This is a genomic window from Streptomyces rubradiris (genome assembly GCF_016860525.1).
Taxonomy (GTDB): domain Bacteria; phylum Actinomycetota; class Actinomycetes; order Streptomycetales; family Streptomycetaceae; genus Streptomyces; species Streptomyces rubradiris.
On record NZ_BNEA01000015.1, the window covers coordinates 3132340 to 3152019 of the forward strand.

Sequence of the window (19680 nt, forward strand, 5' to 3'; positions counted from 1 at the left end):
CACTCGGCGGACAACCCCCGGCAGGCAGACGATCCGGCCGCAGCCCGGCGAGGGCTGCGGCCGGCCAGGACTACGGCCCGGCGGACCGCAGGTCAGATCGTGGCGGTGTCGATCACGAAGCGGTAGCGGACATCGCTGGCCAGCACCCGCTCGTACGCCTCGTTGATCTCGGAGGCGGCGATCAGCTCTATTTCGGCGCCGATGCCGTGCCCCGCGCAGAAGTCCAGCATCTCCTGGGTCTCGCGGATGCCGCCGATCATGGAGCCCGCGAGGGTCTTGCCGCCGCCGATCACCGAGAAGAGGTTGAGCGAGACCGGCTCCTCGGGGGCGCCCACGTTCACCAGCGCGCCCTCCGTCTTCAGCAGCGACAGGTAGGCGTTGAAGTCCAGCGGGGCCGACACCGTGGACAGGATCAGGTCGAACGTGCCCCGCAGCTCCTCGAAGGTCTTCGGGTCGCTGGTGGCGTAGTAGTGGTCGGCGCCCAGCTTGAGCCCGTCGTCCTTCTTGCGCAGGGACTGCGACAGCACGGTCACCTCGGCGCCGAGCGCGTGCGCGATCTTCACGCCCATGTGGCCGAGGCCGCCCATGCCGAGGACGGCGACCTTCTTGCCGGGGCCGGCGTTCCAGCGCTTCAGCGGGGAGTACGTGGTGATGCCGGCGCACAGCAGCGGAGCGGCCACGTCCAGGGACAGCCCGTCGGGGATGCGGACGACGAAGTTCTCGTCGACGACGATCTTCTGCGAGTAGCCGCCGTGGTTGGGCGTGCCGTCCCGGCCGATGGCGTTGTACGTGGAGCCGAAGCCGCCGTTCAGGCAGTACTGCTCCTGCCCGGCCCGGCAGTTCTCGCACTCGCGGCAGGAGTCGACCAGGCAGCCGACGCCCACCCGGTCGCCGGCCTTGAACTTGGTCACGCCGGAGCCGACCTCCGACACGACGCCGGCGATCTCGTGGCCGGGGACCATCGGGAAGATCGCCTCGCCCCAGCCCTCCCGGGCCTGGTGGATGTCGGAGTGGCAGATACCGGCGAACTTGATGTCGATCAGGACGTCGTACTCACCGACCGCGCGTCGCTCGATGGTCGTGCGCTCCAGCGGAGCCTTCGCGGCGGGCGCGGCGTATGCGGCAACAGTGGTCATGCCGGGGTTCTCCTAGCGGTCGTTCGCGCGCCCGGCTCCTGGTGCCGGGCACGGCGTCCAGCCTGCCGTACGTCGGGCGGCGTACCCAGACCACGCCTTTGCGTACGACCGCTGTGCGTACCACCAGCGAGATCAGGCTCGCCGGCATACGACCAGGAATACTGGACGCATGGACAGCAGGGACGAGCAGCCGGACACCACAGCCACCACCGGCCGGGCCCTGGACCGGCGGGCGGAGCTGAGCGAGTTCCTGCGCAGCCGGCGGGCCCGGCTGAAGCCGGAGGACGTGGGACTGTCCGGCTTCGGACGGCACCGCCGGGTGCCGGGGCTGCGCCGGGAGGAGCTGGCGCAGCTGGCCGGGGTGTCGGTGGCGTACTACACCCGGCTCGAACAGGGCAACGGACGCAACGTGTCGGCGGAGGTGCTGGACGCGATCGCGCGGGCCCTGCGGCTGACGGACGCCGAGCACGCCCATCTGACGCACCTGGCCAAGCCGAAGGCGCTGAAGAAGAAGCAGGTGGCGCGCCAGCAGCAGGTGCGCCCGGCGCTGCGGCAACTGCTGGAGACCATGGAGTCCGTGCCGGCGTACGTCGTGGGCCGGCGCTCGGAGATCCTCGCCTGGAACCGGATGGCGGCGGCCCTCTTCGGCGACTGGGGCGAGGTGCCGCCGGCCGAGCGGAACTGGGCCCGGCTGGTGTTCCTGCGCCCGGAGTACCGGGAGCTGTTCGTCGACTGGGAGCAGAAGGCGATCGACATCGTGTGCGCGCTGCGCATGGACGCGGGCTGCCATCCGGACGATCCGAAGCTGTCGGCGCTGGTGGGCGAGTTGTCGGTGAAGAGCGAGGAGTTCCGCCGGCTGTGGGCCACGCATGACGTCAAGGAGAAGAGCCATGGCGTCAAGCACCTGCACCACCCCTTGGTGGGCGACCTCGCGCTGAACTTCGAGAGCTTCCGCCTGACGGACGGCTCGGAGCAGTCCCTGGTCACCTATCACGCCGAGCCGGGCTCCCCCACCGCCGAGTCCCTGCGCCTGCTGGCCAGCTGGGGCACGGACGCGACCCGGGCGGTTCCCTCGGCGTAGCCCGGAAACGGGCGAGCGGCCCGCGGCGGGTGGGTACCCGCCGCGGGCCGCTCGTGCGGACGGTCGGCTAGCGAGGGATCACTTGCCGGAGTACGCGTTGTAGATCGTGATCTCCGACGTGTTGCCCTTCTTGTCGGTGATCTTGGCTCGGAACGAGACGGCCTTGTTCTTCGCCGGGTTCTTCACGGTGATCTTGCCGTTCCTGACGTCGGTCTTCTTGAAGTTCTTGCCGTCATAGGAGACGTAGACGGCGAGGGACTTCAGGTTGCGGCCGGCCGCGGCGCCCTCCACGGTGACCGGGAAGGTGACCTTCTTGCCCGCCGCGACCCGGCTGTCCAGGCCGGTGGTGGCACCGAAGCGCAGCGTGGAGGCGGGCAGCTGGACCATGTCGCCGGACGGCTTCTTGGAGCGGAAGGTCCAGGCCGCGTCGATCCGGGTGGAGGCCGCGGACACCGTCGCCTTCCGCTTGACCGAGGTGGTCAGCCTGTACGCCGCGTCACCGGCCGGGACCTTGAAGCTCTCCCCGCCGAACAGCGGGTCCTTGTTGGTGCCGACCTTGGTGCCGTTGCGGTACAGGGTGGTGCTCACCGAGTCGAAGTCCGAGTACCCGGCGTGCCCGGCCGAGTCGGCGAACAGCGGCAGCGCGCCGAAGATCTCGTCGCCCTCCCGGAAGAGCCCCGTGTCCTTGGTCAGATGCGGGCCGAAGACGGCGGTGTTGACCGTCTTGGTGTAGGTCTTGCCGCCCTTGAAGGTGGACTCGCCGAGCGAGTAGCCGGCGTCGAGGTCGTCCCCGGCGTGCTGGGCGAACTCAAGGCCCCAGCGCACACCGCCCGTGGTGGACAGGTGCAGGGTGCGGGTGCCCGGCAGGTTCTGCGGGACGCTGATGGAGGAGGCGCCGGAGCTGCCGGGCAGCCAGCCGAGGGCGTCGACGGTGCCCTTCTTGCCGCGGGCCGCCGCGCCCATCCGGACCTTCACCGTGGCGAGTTCGCCGGCCTTGTAGTGCCGGGTGTAGCCGGTGGCGAGCTGCTTGACCGGGCCGCCGGAGGTGACGGCGTACTCCTCGGTCGCGCCCTTGGTCCAGTGGCCGTCCCACTGCTGGGTCAGCGAGCCGGCGGGCGGCTGCGGGCCGAGGTGGGCGGTGCGGAAGTTCTTGTACGAGTCCAGGAACATCAAGTAGGCGTACTCGCTGTCACCGACCGTGATGCCGAAGCTCGGCGCGGCGAACGCGGGCTTCAGGCCCGAGCCGGGGACGGTGATGTCCACCGGCTTGGCCTTGCGCGCGTCGAGGGTGACCGTCTGCTTCTTGTCGATGGTCAGCTTCGGCTGCACGAGCCAGTCGACGCCCTTGGCGGAGTTCTCCGGGTCGCGGTAGACGGTGGTGTCGAGGATGTACGTGCCCTTGGGCGCGCGTACCTTCGCCGTGCCGGACTTGTCGTACGGGTTCGCCGAGGTGCCGACCGCCAGGCCCGTCACGCCGGTGAGGCCGGCGTCGTAGTACGGGGCCGGCTTGCCGTCACGGCCGATGAACTTCAGCGTGACGTCGTAGGACTCCACCTCGCGCTGCACCGCGGCGGCCGTGCGGACGCTCTGCCCGTCGCCCGTCGCCGTGACGTACGCGGAGTAGGCGCCGTCGACGGTGCCGCCCAGCTTGGTGTTCACGGTGAGGTCGACCGCGGCCGTGCCGTGCGCCGGGACGGTGACCTGGTTCGCGCCGAGCGTGAAGAAGCCGGCCGGGGCCGCCGCGCCCTTGGGGCCCGTGGCGGTGCTCGCCAGGGTGAGCGTGACGTCCTTGTCGCCGAGGTTGCGGTACGTCAGCTTCTTGGTGACCGGCGCGTCGTCGGTGTGCGGCCACTGCTGCACGCCGAAGTTCAGCGAGACCGGGTCGGCGACGACCGACTGGCCGATGGCCTTGTCGACCTGGATACGGCCCGAGCCCTGCTCGAAGGGGGTGTACTTGCCGCCCTTGGTGGAGCCGGTCAGGGCGCCCTTCAGCTCGGCGTAACCCCAGTCGGGGTGCCGCTGTTTCAGGATGGCCGCGGCGCCCGCGACATGCGGGGTGGCCATCGAGGTGCCGGAGATCGTGAGGTAGCCCTCGGGCTTCTCGCCGACCTCCTTGCCGATGACGCTGCCGGCGGCCGCGGCGGCGGTGATGTCGACGCCCGGCGCGGTGACGTCCGGCTTGACGGCGCCGTCGCCGGCGCGCGGGCCGGTGGAGGAGAAGTCCGCCAGCTCGTCCTTGTCGTCGACGGCGCCGACGGTGAGCGCTGCGTCCGCGCTGCCCGGCGAACCGACCGACTGGGGGCCGTCGTTGCCCGCGGCGATCGCGAACAGGACGCCCTTCTCCGCGGAGAGCTTGTTGACCTCGGCTTCGAGCGGGTCGATCCCGGGGGTGTCGTAGCCGCCGAGGCTGAGGTTGATGACGTCGGCGCCCTGCCCGGCCGCCCACTCCATGCCGGCGAGGATGCCGGAGTCGTCGCCGAAGCCGCTGTCGTCCAGGACCTTGCCGTTGAGGAGCTTGGCGTCCGGGGCCACACCCTTGTACTTGCCGCCCGACTTCGCGCCGGTGCCGGCCACGATGGAGGCGACGTGCGTGCCGTGGCCGAAGTGGTCGGTGGCGTCGGCGGCGGAGGTGAAGTTCTTGGACCCGATCACCTGGTCCTTCAGGTCCGCGTGCCGGGTGTCCACGCCGGTGTCCAGGACGGCGACCTTGACGCCCTTGCCGGTGTAACCGGCCTTCCACGCGGTGGGGGCGCCGATCTGCGGCACGGACTTGTCGAGGCTGGCCTCGCGGACGCCGTCGAGCCAGACGTGCGCGATGCCGGAGGCGGTCCTGCCGTCGTTGGTGACGGCGTCCCACAGCCCGGCGGTGTCCTCGGCCGGGGTCTGCACGGCGTCCGCGTTGAGCGCGGTCAGGCTGCGGCGCAGGGTGCCCGCGTCGCGGACCCCGGCCTTGGCGGCGCCCGCGGTGCCGCGGTAGCCGACGATCACCTTCAGGCCGTTCTTCTGGGCCTTGCGGGTGGCGGCCTTGTTCAGCTCGGTGACGTCGAAGAGGCGCTGGTCCAGCGTGCCGGAGGCCACCAGGCGGCCCGCGTCCGCGGGGATCACCAGCGTGTGCCCGGCCGCCTTGCGGACCTGGAAGGGTATGTGCTCGCGGCCCTCGGCCCGCTCCAGGCCGACGACCCGGCCCTTGGCGTCGAGGGCGACGCGGTCACCGGTGATCAGGGTGACGTGGTGTCGGGCGGTGAGCGCGGAGGCGCCCGCGGAGGCACCCGCGGAGGCACCCGCGGAGGTGCGGGCGGGCTTCGCCGACGCGGGGCTGGTCATACCCGCTGCGAGGGCGACTGCCGCGGCCGTTGCCACGGTGGCCGCAGCCGCTTTTTTCACTTGTGCGTGCAAGTTCTCCCCCTGGAGATGAGGTACCGGGCGAATTCCCCGTTCACCCGGCCGGGGGCCGACTCGCACACGTGCGCGTCAGCCTCCCGGGCACCGCAGTATTCCGGGAGGCGATCAGGCACTCAATAGATGAGAGAACCGTGAGAAAGCACGACAGGAAAATGTTACGTGCCGTCCGGGACACCGTTACACAACCGCGAAGTCCCTTGGAACCAAAGGGTGTTATGGGCCGACAACGAACGATGCCGCCCCCGGAGGAGCGGCATCGCGCGCAGTGGTGACGGAGCGTCAGACGGCCGAACCGGCCTTCCACTGCGCCCAGTCCATGTTCCAGCCGTTGAGGCCGTTGTCCGGCGAGACGGTCTTGTCGCCGGTGTTCTGGACGACCACGACGTCACCGATCAGCGTGCTGTTGTAGAACCAGGCCGCCGGCGTGCTCGGGTCGTTCGCGCCCTTCGCGTCCCGCAGGCCGACGCAGCCGTGGCTGGTGTTGGCGCTGCCGAACACCGACGGCGCGCCCCAGTAGTTGCCGTGGATGAAGGTGCCCGAGGTGGTCAGGCGCATGGCGTGCGGCACGTCCTTGATGTCGTACTCGCCCTTGCCGTCGTCGTCGGTGAAGCCGACCGTGGCGCCGTTCATGCGGGTCTGCTTGAACTTCTCGGAGATCACCATCTGCCCCTCGTACGTCTTGTTGTCGGGGGAGCCGGCGGAGATCGGGATGGTCTTGACGACCTTGCCGTCCTGCGTGACCTTCATCTGCTTGGTCTTCGCGTCGACGTAGGAGACCTGGTTGCGGCCGATGTGGAAGGTGACCGTCTTCTGCTGGACGCCGTAGACACCGCTCGCGCCCTGGACGCCGTCGAGCGCCAGCTTCAGGGTGACGGTGGAGCCTTCCTTCCAGTACTCCTCGGGGCGGCAGTCCATGCGGTTGGCGTTGAACCAGTGGCAGGCGACCTCCTGGCCGCTGCTGGAGCTGACCGTGATGCCCTTCTGCACGGCCGCCTTGTTGGTGATCGCCTTGTCGAAGTTGATCGACACGGGCATGCCGACACCGACCGTGGAGCCGTTGTCCGGGGTGAAGGTGCCGATGAAGCTGTTGGCCGGGGAGACCGTGGTGAAGGAGGCGTTCTCGTGGGCTATGCGGCCCTCGGAGTCCTTGGCCTCCGCGGCGACCTTGTAGGTGGTGGACCGCTCCAGCGGGGTGCTGGGCTTCCAGCTCTTGCTGTCGGCGGCCAGCTGCCCGGCGACGGGCTTGCCGTCCTGGGTGGTCATGGTGACGCCGGTCAGGGTGCCCTTGCTCACCGTGACGGCGGCGGAGTTGTTGATCGACGCGTTGGCGGAGCCGTCCTTCGGCGTGATCGTGATCTGCGCCTCGGAGGACTTCTTGGCCGCCGCCTCGTCGACCTTGGCCTGCGAGGTGTCGCCGTCACCGCTGCCGGAGGCGTCGGCGTCGCCGCCGGAACACGCCGTGAGCACCAGCACACCGCCGAGCAGAGCGGAAGCGGCCGCCAGGCGCCCGCGCCGCTTACTGTCCGTCATCACAAGCTTCTCCATCGTTGCCGAGTCGCGAAAACCCCGAGTCCCCCGTCAAGAACCATCAACGCTACGGCCGGTTCGTCCCGTTCCCGCCCCGTGGATCTGTGGGGCATCCCACGTCCGCGGCGCGCTCCTTCGTCACGGGTGGGCCGGACACCGGTCCGTACGTCCCCTGGGACGACGAAAACCCCGGACGGCGGGTGCCGTCCGGGGCCCTGGGTGCCCCGGGACGCTCAGCCGATGCCGTCCTCTTCCTCGTCGTCGTCCCCATCATCCTCGTCCAGGTCCCACTCGGGCGAATCGGGGTCGTAGTCGACGCGCTCGGTGGACCAGGACGCCTGCTGGAGCTCCACCCCGGGCACCTCGCTGACCAGGTCGAACGGATCCACGAGATAGGCCAGGGCCTCCGCGGTGTCTTCCGTCACAGCGGACTCGGCGTGCGCCCGTTCCGCCTCCGGCAGCCCGGTGTCCCCGGCGAGGCGGCCCAGCGCGGCCTTGGTCACCTCGTCCTCGTCCTGCACCTCCAGCACCAGCTCCACCCGAAGCCGCACAAAACGTGATGTCTCTTCTGCGCTCATGACGGGAGCGTACGGCCGAAACCTCCCGTGACTTTCCCGTGACCCGCGCCTTTCACTAACATCGCCCCACACGGCCAATTCGCCAGCGTCACAAGGGGATCGATATTCCGTGTCATCCGCTCGCCGCCCGTTGCTGACCGCCACCGCCGCGGGCACCCTCCTGTGCGCACTGTGGTTCGTCCCGTCCGCGAACGCCTCGCAGAACACCCCCGCGAGAGAGACGGCGACCGCCTCGACGCCCACCCGGGTCGCGCACGTCGCGCAGGCCAGAGCGGTGTCGGCGCCGGCCGCGGGCACGGACCGGACGGCCGTGGAGGCCGAACTGGCCGACACCGGCGGCTTCGACACCACCCCGTACGTCATCGGCGGGAGCCTGTTCCTCGCGGTGGGCGCCGGTTTCGTCGTGTATTCGGTGCGTCGCGAACGTACGGGTTTTTGATTTGTCTTGACTAAGTCTTGACAGTCCGCACATAGTTCGCTCATGAAGAGATCATCGGGCGTGCGGCTGTGCGCCACCGCAGCTGTGAGCGTGCTGTCGCTCGCCCTCGTCACGGGTTGTGGCGACGAGAAGTCGAAGGGCTCGGGGAACGCCTCGGGCAAGGACGCCGCGAAGCCGGCCGCGAAGACGCTGAGCGCGGCGGAGTTGCAGAAGCTGGTCATCGCCAAGGGGGACGTGCCCGGGCACGAGGTCGGTCCGGTGGAGGGCGGCGTCCCGGACCGCTCCAAGGTCAAGGCCGGGGACGCCAAGTGCGAGCCGGTGCTCCAGGCCTTCACCGGCATCGCGCCCGGCACCCCGGCGGCGAACACCAGCCGCATGGCCACGCAGGAGAACAAGGCCCCCACCGGCGCGCCCAGCTCCCCGGAGGACCTGACCGAGGGCGCCCTCAAGGACGAGTTCAGCAAGGCCATGGACCTGGACGTCACGGTGGTCACCCTGGCCTCGTACGACGGGGACGGCGCCGAGCGGGCCCTGGCCTCGGTCAAGGACGCGGTCAAGGCGTGCGCGGGCGGCTTCTCCGGCGAACAGGACGGCGAGAAGGGCAAGTTCACCAAGGTCGCCGAGGAGAAGTCGTCCGGCGTGGGTGACGCGTCGGTGGCCTTCACCGCGACCGACGAGGAAGGCGAGGACGGCGCCCTGCCGCTGCACTCCGAGGTGGTGCGGCACGGCAGGACCCTCGCGGTGTACACCACGGTCAACATCGGCGCGATGATGACCAAGAAGCCCTACACGGTCTCCGCCGCCGTCGTGAAGGCGCAGGCCGCCAAGCTGAAGTGACGGTGTGTCATCCATGCGGCGGGGCCCCGGCCGGGGCCCCGCCGTCGTTCACTGGAGCGGGCCGGTGACCTTCTCCACGGCCGCCACCAGTTCCCCGCCGCGCACGAAGGCGTCGGCGGCGGCCAGGTCGGGCGCCAGGAACCGGTCCGGGCCCGGGCCCCGCACGCCCGCGGCGCGCACGGCGTCGATGACGGCCCGCGTGGCGGGCGCCGGGACGAGTCCCTCGCGCAGCTCGATGGCGCGGGTGGCCGCGTAGAGCTCGATGGCGATGATCCGGGTGAGGTTGTCCACGGCGGTGCGCAGCTTGCGCGCGGCCGACCAGCCCATGGAGACGTGGTCCTCCTGCATGGCGGAGGACGGGATGGAGTCCGCGGAGGCCGGTACGGCGAGCCGCTTCAGCTCGCTGACCAGCGCGGCCTGCGTGTACTGGGCGATCATCAGCCCGGAGTCCACACCGGCGTCGTCGGCGAGGAACGGCGGCAGGCCGTGGCTGCGGTTCTTGTCCAGCAGCCGGTCGGTGCGGCGCTCGGCGATGGAGCCGAGGTCGGCGGCGGCGATGGCGAGGAAGTCCAGCACATAGGCCACCGGCGCGCCGTGGAAGTTGCCGTTGGACTCCACCCGCCCGTCGGGCAGCACCACGGGGTTGTCCACGGCGGAGGCGAGCTCCCGGTCGGCGACCAGGCGGGCGTGCGCGACGGTGTCGCGTCCGGCGCCGGCGACCTGCGGGGCGCAGCGCACGGAGTAGGCGTCCTGGACGCGCGGGGCGTCGTCCTGGTGGTGCCCGGTGAGCCCCGAGCCCTTCAGCACGGCGAGCATGTTGGCGGCGCTGGCGCCCTGACCGGGGTGCGGGCGGATGGCGTGCAGCTCGGGCGCGAGGACCTTGTCGCTGCCGAGCAGTGCCTCCAGGGTGAGGGCGGCGGTGACGTCGGCGGACTTGTAGAGGGTGTCCAGGTCGGCGAGGGCCATGACCAGCATGCCGAGCATGCCGTCGGTGCCGTTGAGCAGGGCCAGGCCCTCCTTCTCGCGCAGCTCGACGGGCCGGATGCCGTGCTCGGCGAGCAGCTCGCCCGCGGGCCGGACGCGCCCGTCGGGGCCCTCCGCCTCGCCCTCGCCCATGAGGGTGAGCGCGCAGTGGGACAGCGGGGCCAGGTCGCCGGAGCAGCCCAGGGAGCCGTACTCGTGCACGACCGGGGTGATCCCGGCGTTCAGCACGTCGGCCATGGTCTGCGCGACCTCGGGCCGCACCCCGGTGTGCCCCGAGCAGACGGTCTTCAGCCGCAGGAACATCAGGGCCCGTACGACCTCGCGCTCCACCCGGGGGCCCATGCCGGCGGCGTGCGAGCGGACGATGTTGCGCTGCAACTGGGCGCGCAGCTCCGGGCTGATGTGCCGGGTCGCCAGGGCGCCGAAGCCGGTGGAGACGCCGTAGACCGGGTCGGGCTTGGCCGCCAGCGCGTCCACGATCTCCCGGGCCGCCGCGAGGGCCGCCACCGCCTGGGCCGACAGCTCGATGCGGGCACCGCCGCGCGCCACGGCGAGAACGTCGGACGCCGTGACCCCGGACGTCCCCACCACCACAGTGTGCATATCCATATTCAGGAGCGTACGCATTGAATGCGGTGGTGTCACTAGTGGGCGCCGGAGTCACCCCTTACCTCAGGGTGTGGGTTTCGCCTCACGGCCGGCGCCTCCCCGGGTGTCACGGCCGGCGCCCGCGGAACCGGCGCCGCTCGGCGCGCGAGGGCGGCGGCGCGTCGGCCAGCCGGACGACCGGATCACCGGGCCCCTCCCGGCCGGCCACCACCGGCCGGTCCAGGCGCAGCGCCTTGGCCCGGTACTGGGCGGCGTCCGCGAGCCGGAACAGCCGCCGGGCGTCGCGCACCTCGCCGATCGCCTCCGCGGTCGAGGCGACCCCGCACGCCACCCCCTCCCCCGGCTCCAGCTCCCCGGCCCGGCGGCACAGCTCGTCCGCCGCCTTGACCACGTCGTCGGCGGGCGGCCCCACCGCGACCAGACAGAACTCGTCACCGCCGAGCCGGGCGACCAGCGCGCCCGGCACCATCGCCCCGCACAGCGACAGCACCGAGCCGAAACGCTCCAGCAGCCGGTCGCCGACGGCGTGCCCGAGGGTGTCGTTGACCCGCTTGAGCCCGTTGAGGTCGCAGACGACCAGGCTGACCACCGCGCCCTCCGCGCGGTGCCGCTCGACGGCCTCCTCCAGGCACACGTCCACGGCCCGGCGGTTGGCCAGGCCGGTGAGGGCGTCGGTGTACGCGAGCCGGCGGGCCTCCTCCAGCCGCTCGGTCTGCGCGATGCCGGCGGCCACGACGGCGGCGAGCACGGTGGCGAAGTCGGAGTCGGCCCGCGCGAACACCGGCGCTCCGGCCGCGCGGGCCACGTACAGCTCGCCCCAGGCCCGGCCGTGCAGCACGACGGGGGCGACGACACAGCACCCGCGCCCCCGGCGGCGCAGGGCCGTGACCCGCTGGTGGAAGTACCCGGCGGTACCGGCGGCGGCGCCCTCGGCGGTCTCCACCCAGGCGTTGGGCCCCTCGCCGCCGGCCCACCGCTCGTGCAGGAACTCGGTGATCTCCGGGAACTGGTGCACCGGGTAGGTCTCGGCCTCCGGGAACTCCTCCTCGTCCGCGGCCCGGTCCCCCACGTTCACGAGGACCCGGAGCCGGCCCAGCTCGCGCTCCCAGACCGACAGCGCGGCGAAGCTGCCGTCCAGCGCGTGACAGGCGCCGAGGGCGGCGGCCTGCCAGCACTCCCGGGGGGTGTGCGCCGCCGCCATGCCCTGAGCCAGCGCCACGACCGCGGCGAGCCGCTTGTCCTCACCCATTACTCCAGGTTAGGGAGTAATGGGGACACAAGGGACATCGATGCGGCGATCAGGTGGCCGGCCCACACCTGCCCGGCCCCCTTCACGCCCCCGGCCAGCTGCCCGGCCCCCCTTTACGCCCCCGGCCACTCCGGCTTGCGCTTCTCGTTGAAGGCGGCCACGCCCTCCGCGCGATCGCCCGAGAAGGCCACCGAACGCCATGCCGCGTCCTCGACCTCCAGACCGGCCCGCAGATCCAGCCCGTGGCCCAGCCGCAGCGCCCGCTTGGCGGCCCGCAGCCCCACCGGCGAGTTCCCGGCGATCCGCTCCCCGAGCGCCAGCGCCTCCTCGCGGTCCCGGCCCTCCTCCACCACCTGGTCCACCAGCCCCAGCCGGGCGGCCTCCGCCGCTTCCACCCGCCGGGCCGAGAAGATCAGCTCGGCGGCCCGCGCGGCCCCGACCCGCCGGGGCAGCAGCTGCGTACCGCCGCCGCCCGGGATCACGCCCACGGACACCTCCGGCAGCCCCACCACGGCCGTACGGTCGGCCACGATCAGGTCGCAGGACAGGGCCAGTTCGAAACCGCCGCCCAGCGCGAAGCCGTGCACCGCGGCGATCGTCGGCATCGGCAGCTCCAGCACCCCGGTGTACGCCGCCCGCGCCACCGGCCGCTGCCGGACCAGGTCGGCGTCGGTGAAGGAGTTCCGCTCCTTCAGGTCCGCCCCGACGCAGAACGCCCGTTCGTGCGACGAGGTCAGCACGACCACCCGCGCGGCGGGGTCACCGGCGAGCGCGGCGCACGCGCCCGCGAGGGAGCGGGCCATCTCCGTGGAGACGGCGTTCATCGCCTTGGGCCGGTCCAGCACCAGCTCCGCGACGTGCCCGTGCCGCCGCACCAGCACGAACTCCCCGTACCGCTCCTCGCTCATGACACCCTCCGGTTAACGCGGGTTAACACACTGTGGGACCGATCATCGCAGCCGTACCCGATCCCGGAAAAGACCGGGGGGCCACACCCGTTCGAGTGACATCCCGGCCGTCCCCCCGCACACCGCCCACGGCAGCGCATAGCGTGCGCTGGCCATGGCGCGCGGCGGGGAGGGAACCATGCCATCGACACCTGTACGGTCCGGCACGCAGGGGGAGCACACGCCGGCGAGCGCGCCGGGCGCACGCCGCGGCCGGCACCGCAAGCCCCGCCCCCGCCGCCTGCTGCTCACCGCCGCCGGCCTGACCCTGGCCGCGGCCCTCCTCGCCCTGGTCCGCATCACACCGGACCCCACCCCTCAAACCCCCGGCACGACCAGGGCAGCCCCCCGCCCGGTCCCGGTCACCGGAACAGCACCGCCGACATCCCCGACCGCCACCGCACGACGGTCGACACCCCCGCCCACACCCCGGGCACGCCGGACGACGCCGACACCTCCAACGCCCCGGCACACCACCAGCACCACCACGCGCCCCAGGCCGAAGGCACCCACCCTCAGGCCCCCCGAGCCGCCACCGCCACCCCCGACAGCGACCGCGCCCCCCACCCCAACCCCAACCCCAACCCCGGACAGGATGGCCCCGGCACCGGCCGGGCTGTGCCTGCCCGTGATCGCCCTCTGCGTGGACGTACCGGGTGACCCGGCGAACGCGGTCAGGAGGACTGACCCTCACGACGGGTGAGCAGCCACGGCTCGACGACACCGAGCCCGCGCACCGGCCGCTGCCACATCGGCTGAAGGGCGAAACGGTACGAGGGCGTCTCCTCGCCCTCCTTCTCGGCCGCCGCGGCCTCCGCCTCGGAGACGGGCGCCTCACCGGTGCGGATCAGCTCCTCGGCGAAGGCGCTGTCCACCAGGACGGCGTCCCGGGGCGCTATCGAGGTCAGCCGGGAGGCGAGGTTGACCGTCGTACCGAACACATCACCCATCCGGGTGGTCACCGTGCCGAAGGCCATGCCGACCCGCAGTTCGGGCATCGTCTCGTCGTTCGCCAGCGTCTCCACCAGGCGCAGCGCGATGTCGGCGGCCACACCGGCGTCGTCCGCCGCGTACAGCACCTCGTCACCGAGGGTCTTGATCAGCCGGCCGCCACGGGCGGCGACCAGGTCGGCGGCGGTGGTCTCGAAGGCCTCGACCAGCTCGCCCAGCTCCTCCTCCTCCATCCGGCGGGTGAGCCGGGTGAAACCGACGAGGTCGGCGAAGCCGACGGCGAGCCGGCGGTCGACCATCTCCTCGTCGTCGGCGGCCTGCACGACCCGGCCGGTGGCGGCGGCGAGCTGGCGGCGCCAGACGTAGACCAGGAACTCCTCCAGCTCCGGCAACAGCAGCTCGACCAGCGGGTACGTCACCTCGGTACGGGTCATGCCCGGCTCCGGGGGCTCGGTCAGCCCCTCCAGGAACGAGTCGATCTGCCACTCGGCCAGCCGGGCCGTGGTCTGCCCGGTGGACCGGGCCACCTGCACCGCCATGGCCTCGCTGAGCAGCCCCGCCTCCACCAGACCGGCGAGCCGCCGCAGGGCCAGCACGTCGGCCTCGGTGAGGGCCTTGGCCTGCCCTATGTCCGCGAACCCCATGGCCCGCCAGAACCGGGACGCCAGCTCCATGGAGACACCGGCGCTACGGGCCGCCTGGAACGGCGTGTAACGGCGCTCGGCACCCAGGATGAGCTGTTCGAGCCGCAGGGCCAGCGGGTCCTCGCCGTTGTCGGGGGCGTGGGGATCCACCCGGCCGTCCCCGCCAGCGCCGGAGCCCGTGTCGTCGACGGTCACGCCTGCTGCCCTTCCGATCTGCCGCGGTCAGGTATCGACCGGCCTCAACTCTACGGCAGGTGTGCGCCAGCTCACTCCGTCGGGTTGGACCGAGAGGACCCTTCCCGCACCGGTCACACCCACCGGCATCAGTGCCGAGGCCACGGGGCTCCGCCCCCGAACCCCTGGACGGACCGGGTCCGAGGTGGCTCCCGACGCCGCCGACCGCGGGCCGGCCATGGCCGGTCGCGCAGTTCCCCGCGCCCCTTTGGGGCGCCCCGGTCGCCGTCGGCCTCGACGCGAGACGGCGGGGAGGCCGCGCACGGCGGGAAAGGAACGTGTCGGGGGTGTCCGCCCGCAGCGGTCGGCGCGTCGACACGAGCGGGAACCACAACGCACCCGCACAAGCGCCGCAGGCATCAGGCCCCCCACCAGCACCCGAGACACCACGCACGGGAACCACAACGCAGGCGCCGCAGGCACCGAAGCTACGTCCCCGCCTAGCCCCAGGCCAGGGTCACGCGGGACGCAGATGAACGATGTCCCCCGCCCCCACCGGCTCCCGTACCCCTTCCCCCGTGGCGATGACCAACCGCCCGTCCCCGTCCAGCGCCACGGCCTCCCCCACCACCGAACGGTCCCCGGGCAACTCCGCCCGGACCGTCCGCCCGAGCGTGGCGCACCCGGCCGTGTACGTCTCCTGCAACCCGCACACCGAGGGATCACCCCCCGCCGCCCGCCACCGCCCGTACCAGTCCTCCAGCGCCCGCAGCACCGCCCGCAGCAGCGGATCCCGGTCCGTCCCCGCCGCCCCGGCCAGCGCCAGCGACCCCGCCCGCGGAACCGGCAGCTCGTCCGACCGCAGGCTGACGTTGACGCCGACGCCGATGACGACCCCGTCGTCCCCGGCCCGCTCCACGAGGATCCCCCCGGCCTTGCGCTCCTCGCCGCCGACGGTCACCAGCAGGTCGTTCGGCCACTTGAGCGCCGTGTCGACGCCCGCCGCCCGCGCCAGCCCGGTCGCCACCGCGACCCCGGTCAGCAGCGGCAGCCACCCCCACCGTGCCACCGGCACCTCACGGGGCCTGAGCAGCACGGAGAAGAACAGCCCGGACCGCGGCGGCGCGCTCCACCGCCGGTCCAGCCGCCCCCGCGCGTCCGTCTGCTCCTCCGCGACCAGTACCACCCCCTCCTCGACCTCCCCGGCGGCGGCCCGCGCCACGAGGTCGGAGTTGGTGGAACCGGTGCGCGGCACCACCTCGATGTCCCGGTACAGGCCCCCGTCCCGGACCAGCCCGCGCCGCAGCGCGGCGGCGTTCAGGGGTGGGCGTTCGAGGTCGGACCAGCGGCTGTCGTCTGATGGATTCTGCGGCGTCATGCAAGCCACCCTAGGTGTGGTAAACGACGCACTGCTGATCGGCAGCCCCACCACTACTCTTCGAATGAGTAACCGTCCCCCTTTTGAGCAGGCAGGGAGCCGCATCCCGATGTCCGAGCCGGAAGAGCGTCACGAGATCCAAGGGATCGACATTCACACGACCGCGGGGAAGCTCGCGGATCTCCAGCGGCGCATCCACGAGGCGACGCACGCCGGTTCGGAACGCGCCGTCGAAAAGCAGCACGCCAAGGGCAAGCTGACGGCCCGTGAGCGGATCGAACTGCTGCTGGACGAGGGATCGTTCGTCGAGCTGGACGAGTTCGCCCGGCACCGCTCGACGAACTTCGGCCTGGACGCCAACCGCCCCTACGGCGACGGCGTGGTCACCGGCTACGGCACCGTCGACGGCCGCCCGGTCGCCGTCTTCTCCCAGGACTTCACCGTCTTCGGCGGCGCCCTCGGCGAGGTCTACGGCCAGAAGATCGTCAAGGTGATGGACTTCGCCCTGAAGACCGGCTGCCCCGTCATCGGCATCAACGACTCCGGCGGCGCCCGCATCCAGGAAGGCGTCGCCTCCCTCGGCGCCTACGGCGAGATCTTCCGCCGCAACACCCACGCCTCCGGCGTCATCCCGCAGATCAGTCTGGTCGTCGGCCCCTGCGCGGGCGGCGCGGTCTACTCCCCGGCCATCACCGACTTCACCGTCATGGTCGACCAGACCTCGCACATGTTCATCACCGGCCCGGACGTCATCAAGACCGTCACCGGCGAGGACGTCGGCTTCGAGGAGCTGGGCGGCGCCCGCACCCACAACACCGCCTCCGGCGTGGCCCACCACATGGCCGGCGACGAGAAGGACGCCGTCGAGTACGTCAAGCAGCTGCTGTCGTACCTGCCGTCCAACAACCTCTCCGAGCCCCCGGTCTTCCCCGAGGAGGCGGACCTCTCCGTCACCGACGAGGACCGCGAGCTGGACACGCTCGTCCCCGACAGCGCCAACCAGCCGTACGACATGCACACGGTGATCGAGCACGTCCTGGACGACGCCGAGTTCTTCGAGACGCAGGCCCTGTTCGCGCCGAACATCCTCACCGGCTTCGGCCGGGTCGAGGGCCACCCGGTCGGCGTCGTCGCCAACCAGCCGATGCAGTTCGCCGGTTGCCTGGACATCGCCGCCTCCGAGAAGGCCGCCCGCTTCGTGCGCACCTGCGACGCCTTCAACATCCCGGTGCTGACCTTCGTGGACGTCCCCGGCTTCCTGCCCGGCGTCGGCCAGGAGCACGAGGGCATCATCCGGCGCGGCGCCAAGCTGATCTACGCCTACGCCGAGGCCACCGTCCCGCTGATCACCGTCATCACCCGCAAGGCCTTCGGCGGCGCCTACGACGTCATGGGCTCCAAGCACCTGGGCGCCGACCTCAACCTGGCGTGGCCCACCGCCCAGATCGCCGTCATGGGCGCCCAGGGCGCGGTCAACATCCTGCACCGCCGCACCATCGCCGAAGCGGACGACGCCGAGGCCACCCGGGCCCGCCTGATCCAGGAGTACGAGGACACCCTCCTCAACCCCTACGTCGCGGCCGAGCGCGGTTACGTCGACGCGGTGATCATGCCGTCCGACACCCGCGCGCACATCGTCCGCGGCCTGCGTCAGCTGCGCACCAAGCGGGAATCCCTGCCTCCGAAGAAGCACGGCAACATCCCCCTGTAGGCCCCGCCGACCCCGGGAGCGGTCATGAACATCAAGGTCGTACGAGGCAACCCGACCCCGGAGGAGCTGGCCGCCGCCCTGGCGGTGGTCCGCGCCCGCGCCGCGGCGGCGGCCGCCGCGCCGTCCGGCGCGCGGGGCCCGCGGGACGCGTGGTCCGACCCGGCCCGCGTCGCCGCCCGGCACGTCCCGGCGCCGGGCCCGGCGTCGTGGACGCGCACCTACTGGCCGGGCCGGGGCTGACCGCCCGCCGACCGGAACCCCGGGTGCCGAATTGAGTACGCCTACTCAGGCACCCGTACCCGGTCCGGCCGCACGCTGGGGGGCATGCTGTGGTCAGATCCGGAGAACGAGCCGCCCGAGGAACTGCGCGAGGCGCAGAACATGCTCCGGCGGCTCGGTCTCCTCATGGCGCTGGCCATGATCCTGGCGATGATCGTGATCGGCCTGAGGTGAGCCGCCCGGCGCACCGTGGCTAACCTGACCGCATGACTGCCAATCGCCGCAGGCGACTCGTGCTCGCCTCCCAGTCCCCCGCCCGGCTGGGCCTGCTCCGGCAGGCCGGATTCGACCCCGAGGTCATCGTGAGCGGCGTCGACGAGGACGCCGTCACCGCGCCCACCCCGGCGGAGCTGGCGCTCGCCCTGGCCGAGGCGAAGGCCTCGGTGGTCGCGGCGCGGCCCGAGGTGCAGGGCGCCCTGGTGATCGGCTGCGACTCGGTGCTGGAGCTGGACGGCAAGGCGCTCGGCAAGCCGGCCGATGCCGAGGAGGCCACCGCCCGCTGGAAGAACATGCGCGGACGGGCGGGGGTGCTCCAGACGGGGCACTGCGTGTGGGACACGGAGGCCAAGCGGTACGTGTCGGCGACCGCCTCCACCGTCGTCCGGTTCGGTGAGCCCAGCGACGCCGAGATCGCCGCCTACGTGGCCTCCGGGGAGCCCCTCCACGTGGCCGGGGCCTTCACCCTGGACGGCCGTTCGGCACCGTTCATCGACGGCATCGACGGCGACCACGGCAACGTGATCGGCATCAGCCTGCCCCTGATCCGCCGGCTGCTGGCGGAACTGGGCGTCGGCATCACGGAGTTGTGGGCGCCGGAGCGCTGACCCGGGCGTGGGCGGAGCCCTGCGGCGGGACGGCGTCCTGGGGTTCCTCGTCGCCGTCCTGAGGTCCGTGCGTACGGTCCGCCGGCGCGTCCCCGTCGACGGGTTCCGCACCCGGCTCGGGACCCGCCGCCGGCCCGGCCCCCGGCCCGGGCGTGCCGCCGGGGACCGCGCCCTGCGGGCCCGCCGCACGGTCGTACGTCATCAGGAGCAGCACGATCAGCCCGAGGACGGCGACCATGAACACGAACGCGGCCACGCCGAACAGTCCCCAGGCGAACGCGCCGAGCAGGGCGTGCACCACGGCCGCGCTGATCAGCACCACACGGCCGAAGCCGGCCGGGGCACGGTCGCGCACCGCGACGACCGCCGCCACCAGCGCGCACAGCGCGAAGTAGAGCCCGAAGACGACTCCGCCGACCTTCGAAGACGTCGCCATGACGTCGGGGTCGAGGCCGGCCAGGGACATCTTCTGCCGGTCGACGACGACGCCGAGGAGCCAGTTCACCGCCACGACGGACAGCGCCTCCACGAGGAGGACGACCGCCACGACCCATGCCACCGGTCTGCGTACCACCGGGCCCCACCCACTCTCACGCCGACAGCCTGTTACCCCAGGTACGTCCGAGACACCGGGCACGCTACTAACGGGTAAACCACGGGACAAGGGTTCCGACCGAAGCAAAGAATCATTGGGCCATTCGTAGGGACTCGACAAAGAATCGGAGTGGGCCGCAGCACGCCCGCACAGAGACCTTGACCACATGGCGGGGCTAGGGTTTCCCCCAGGAGTCCTGCGTACCCAGGTGCGACATGGGCTTTCTCTGGTCGGGCGAGCCTCGGATCACGCTCCGTGTGGGCAAGCTCACCATTGGGGACGGGTCGAAGTGCCGTGTCGGCAGTCCCTAAACTCGGCTTGTTTCAAGGAGGGAG

General features: G+C 71.9%; 17 protein-coding genes. 7 read left to right on the forward strand and 10 right to left on the reverse strand.

The features are described 5' to 3' along the window. Positions 1-92: 92 nt before the first annotated feature. A complete protein-coding gene (locus tag Srubr_RS26895; RefSeq protein WP_189993800.1) occupies positions 93-1136 on the reverse strand; it encodes an NAD(P)-dependent alcohol dehydrogenase in 1044 nt (347 codons plus the stop codon). A gap of 169 nt (positions 1137-1305) precedes the next feature. Between Srubr_RS26895 and Srubr_RS26900 the strand changes: the two genes are divergently transcribed. Next, a complete protein-coding gene (locus tag Srubr_RS26900) occupies positions 1306-2217 on the forward strand; it encodes a helix-turn-helix domain-containing protein (protein ID WP_189993802.1) in 912 nt (303 codons plus the stop codon). A gap of 78 nt (positions 2218-2295) precedes the next feature. Here the strand turns inward: Srubr_RS26900 and Srubr_RS26905 are convergent, their stop codons facing one another. The 3 genes from Srubr_RS26905 to Srubr_RS26915 form a co-directional block, all read right to left on the reverse strand. Continuing rightward, positions 2296-5601, reverse strand: a complete 3306-nt coding sequence (locus Srubr_RS26905) for a S8 family peptidase (protein ID WP_189994509.1) — start codon at positions 5599-5601, stop codon at positions 2296-2298. A gap of 297 nt (positions 5602-5898) precedes the next feature. Continuing rightward, positions 5899-7149, reverse strand: a complete 1251-nt coding sequence (locus Srubr_RS26910) for a L,D-transpeptidase (protein ID WP_189993804.1) — start codon at positions 7147-7149, stop codon at positions 5899-5901. Between the two features lie 230 nt (positions 7150-7379). Then, a complete protein-coding gene (locus tag Srubr_RS26915; RefSeq protein ID WP_189993806.1) occupies positions 7380-7724 on the reverse strand; it encodes a hypothetical protein in 345 nt (114 codons plus the stop codon). A 109-nt stretch (positions 7725-7833) separates the two neighbouring features. On the opposite strand from Srubr_RS26915, the gene Srubr_RS26920 reads away from it, so the two are divergent. Together Srubr_RS26920 and Srubr_RS26925 are read left to right on the forward strand one after the other, a co-directional pair. Then, positions 7834-8163, forward strand: coding sequence for an LAETG motif-containing sortase-dependent surface protein (locus tag Srubr_RS26920; protein ID WP_189993808.1), 330 nt, complete (start codon positions 7834-7836; stop codon positions 8161-8163). A 42-nt stretch (positions 8164-8205) separates the two neighbouring features. Further along, positions 8206-9000 (forward strand): hypothetical protein, encoded by a 795-nt coding sequence (locus Srubr_RS26925; RefSeq protein ID WP_229926612.1) that lies wholly within the window; start codon positions 8206-8208, stop codon positions 8998-9000. A 48-nt stretch (positions 9001-9048) separates the two neighbouring features. On the opposite strand, the gene hutH is transcribed toward Srubr_RS26925, so the two are convergent. The 5 genes from hutH to Srubr_RS26950 all read right to left on the reverse strand — a co-directional run bounded on the left by hutH (position 9049) and on the right by Srubr_RS26950 (position 15936). Then, positions 9049-10587 carry a histidine ammonia-lyase gene (gene hutH, locus Srubr_RS26930; protein WP_189994513.1) on the reverse strand — a complete coding sequence of 513 codons (1539 nt, stop codon included), beginning with the start codon at positions 10585-10587 and terminating at the stop codon, positions 9049-9051. Positions 10588-10699: 112 nt separating this feature from the next. Next, positions 10700-11842, reverse strand: a complete 1143-nt coding sequence (locus tag Srubr_RS26935) for a GGDEF domain-containing protein (RefSeq protein ID WP_189993810.1) — start codon at positions 11840-11842, stop codon at positions 10700-10702. A 113-nt stretch (positions 11843-11955) separates the two neighbouring features. Continuing rightward, positions 11956-12750 (reverse strand): enoyl-CoA hydratase/isomerase family protein, encoded by a 795-nt coding sequence (locus Srubr_RS26940; protein WP_189993812.1) that lies wholly within the window; start codon positions 12748-12750, stop codon positions 11956-11958. Between the two features lie 713 nt (positions 12751-13463). Further along, on the reverse strand, positions 13464-14579 hold the full coding sequence (locus tag Srubr_RS26945; protein ID WP_189993814.1) for an adenylate/guanylate cyclase domain-containing protein: 1116 nt from the start codon (positions 14577-14579) through the stop codon (positions 13464-13466). A gap of 496 nt (positions 14580-15075) precedes the next feature. Continuing rightward, positions 15076-15936, reverse strand: a complete 861-nt coding sequence (locus tag Srubr_RS26950; RefSeq protein WP_189993816.1) for a biotin--[acetyl-CoA-carboxylase] ligase — start codon at positions 15934-15936, stop codon at positions 15076-15078. A gap of 109 nt (positions 15937-16045) precedes the next feature. Here Srubr_RS26950 and Srubr_RS26955 point away from each other — a divergent pair, with 109 nt between their 5' ends. The 4 genes from Srubr_RS26955 to Srubr_RS26965 all read left to right on the forward strand — a co-directional run bounded on the left by Srubr_RS26955 (position 16046) and on the right by Srubr_RS26965 (position 18750). Beyond that, positions 16046-17647 carry an acyl-CoA carboxylase subunit beta gene (locus Srubr_RS26955; RefSeq protein ID WP_189993818.1) on the forward strand — a complete coding sequence of 534 codons (1602 nt, stop codon included), beginning with the start codon at positions 16046-16048 and terminating at the stop codon, positions 17645-17647. A 24-nt stretch (positions 17648-17671) separates the two neighbouring features. Then, the gene (locus Srubr_RS26960; RefSeq protein WP_189993820.1) at positions 17672-17887 is read left to right on the forward strand and encodes an acyl-CoA carboxylase epsilon subunit; all 216 of its coding nucleotides are present in this window, start codon (positions 17672-17674) and stop codon (positions 17885-17887) included. Between the two features lie 84 nt (positions 17888-17971). Next, on the forward strand, positions 17972-18100 hold the full coding sequence (gene mmpB, locus Srubr_RS41470; protein WP_268257578.1) for a morphogenic membrane protein MmpB: 129 nt from the start codon (positions 17972-17974) through the stop codon (positions 18098-18100). A gap of 32 nt (positions 18101-18132) precedes the next feature. Continuing rightward, entirely contained in the window at positions 18133-18750 is a 618-nt protein-coding gene (locus Srubr_RS26965; RefSeq protein ID WP_189993821.1) for a Maf family protein, read from the forward strand. On the opposite strand, the gene Srubr_RS26970 is transcribed toward Srubr_RS26965, so the two are convergent. After that, positions 18722-19309: a hypothetical protein gene (locus Srubr_RS26970; protein WP_373313459.1), complete on the reverse strand. Its 588-nt coding sequence runs from the start codon at positions 19307-19309 to the stop codon at positions 18722-18724. The genes Srubr_RS26965 and Srubr_RS26970 overlap by 29 nt on opposite strands. Positions 19310-19680: the final 371 nt, after the last annotated feature.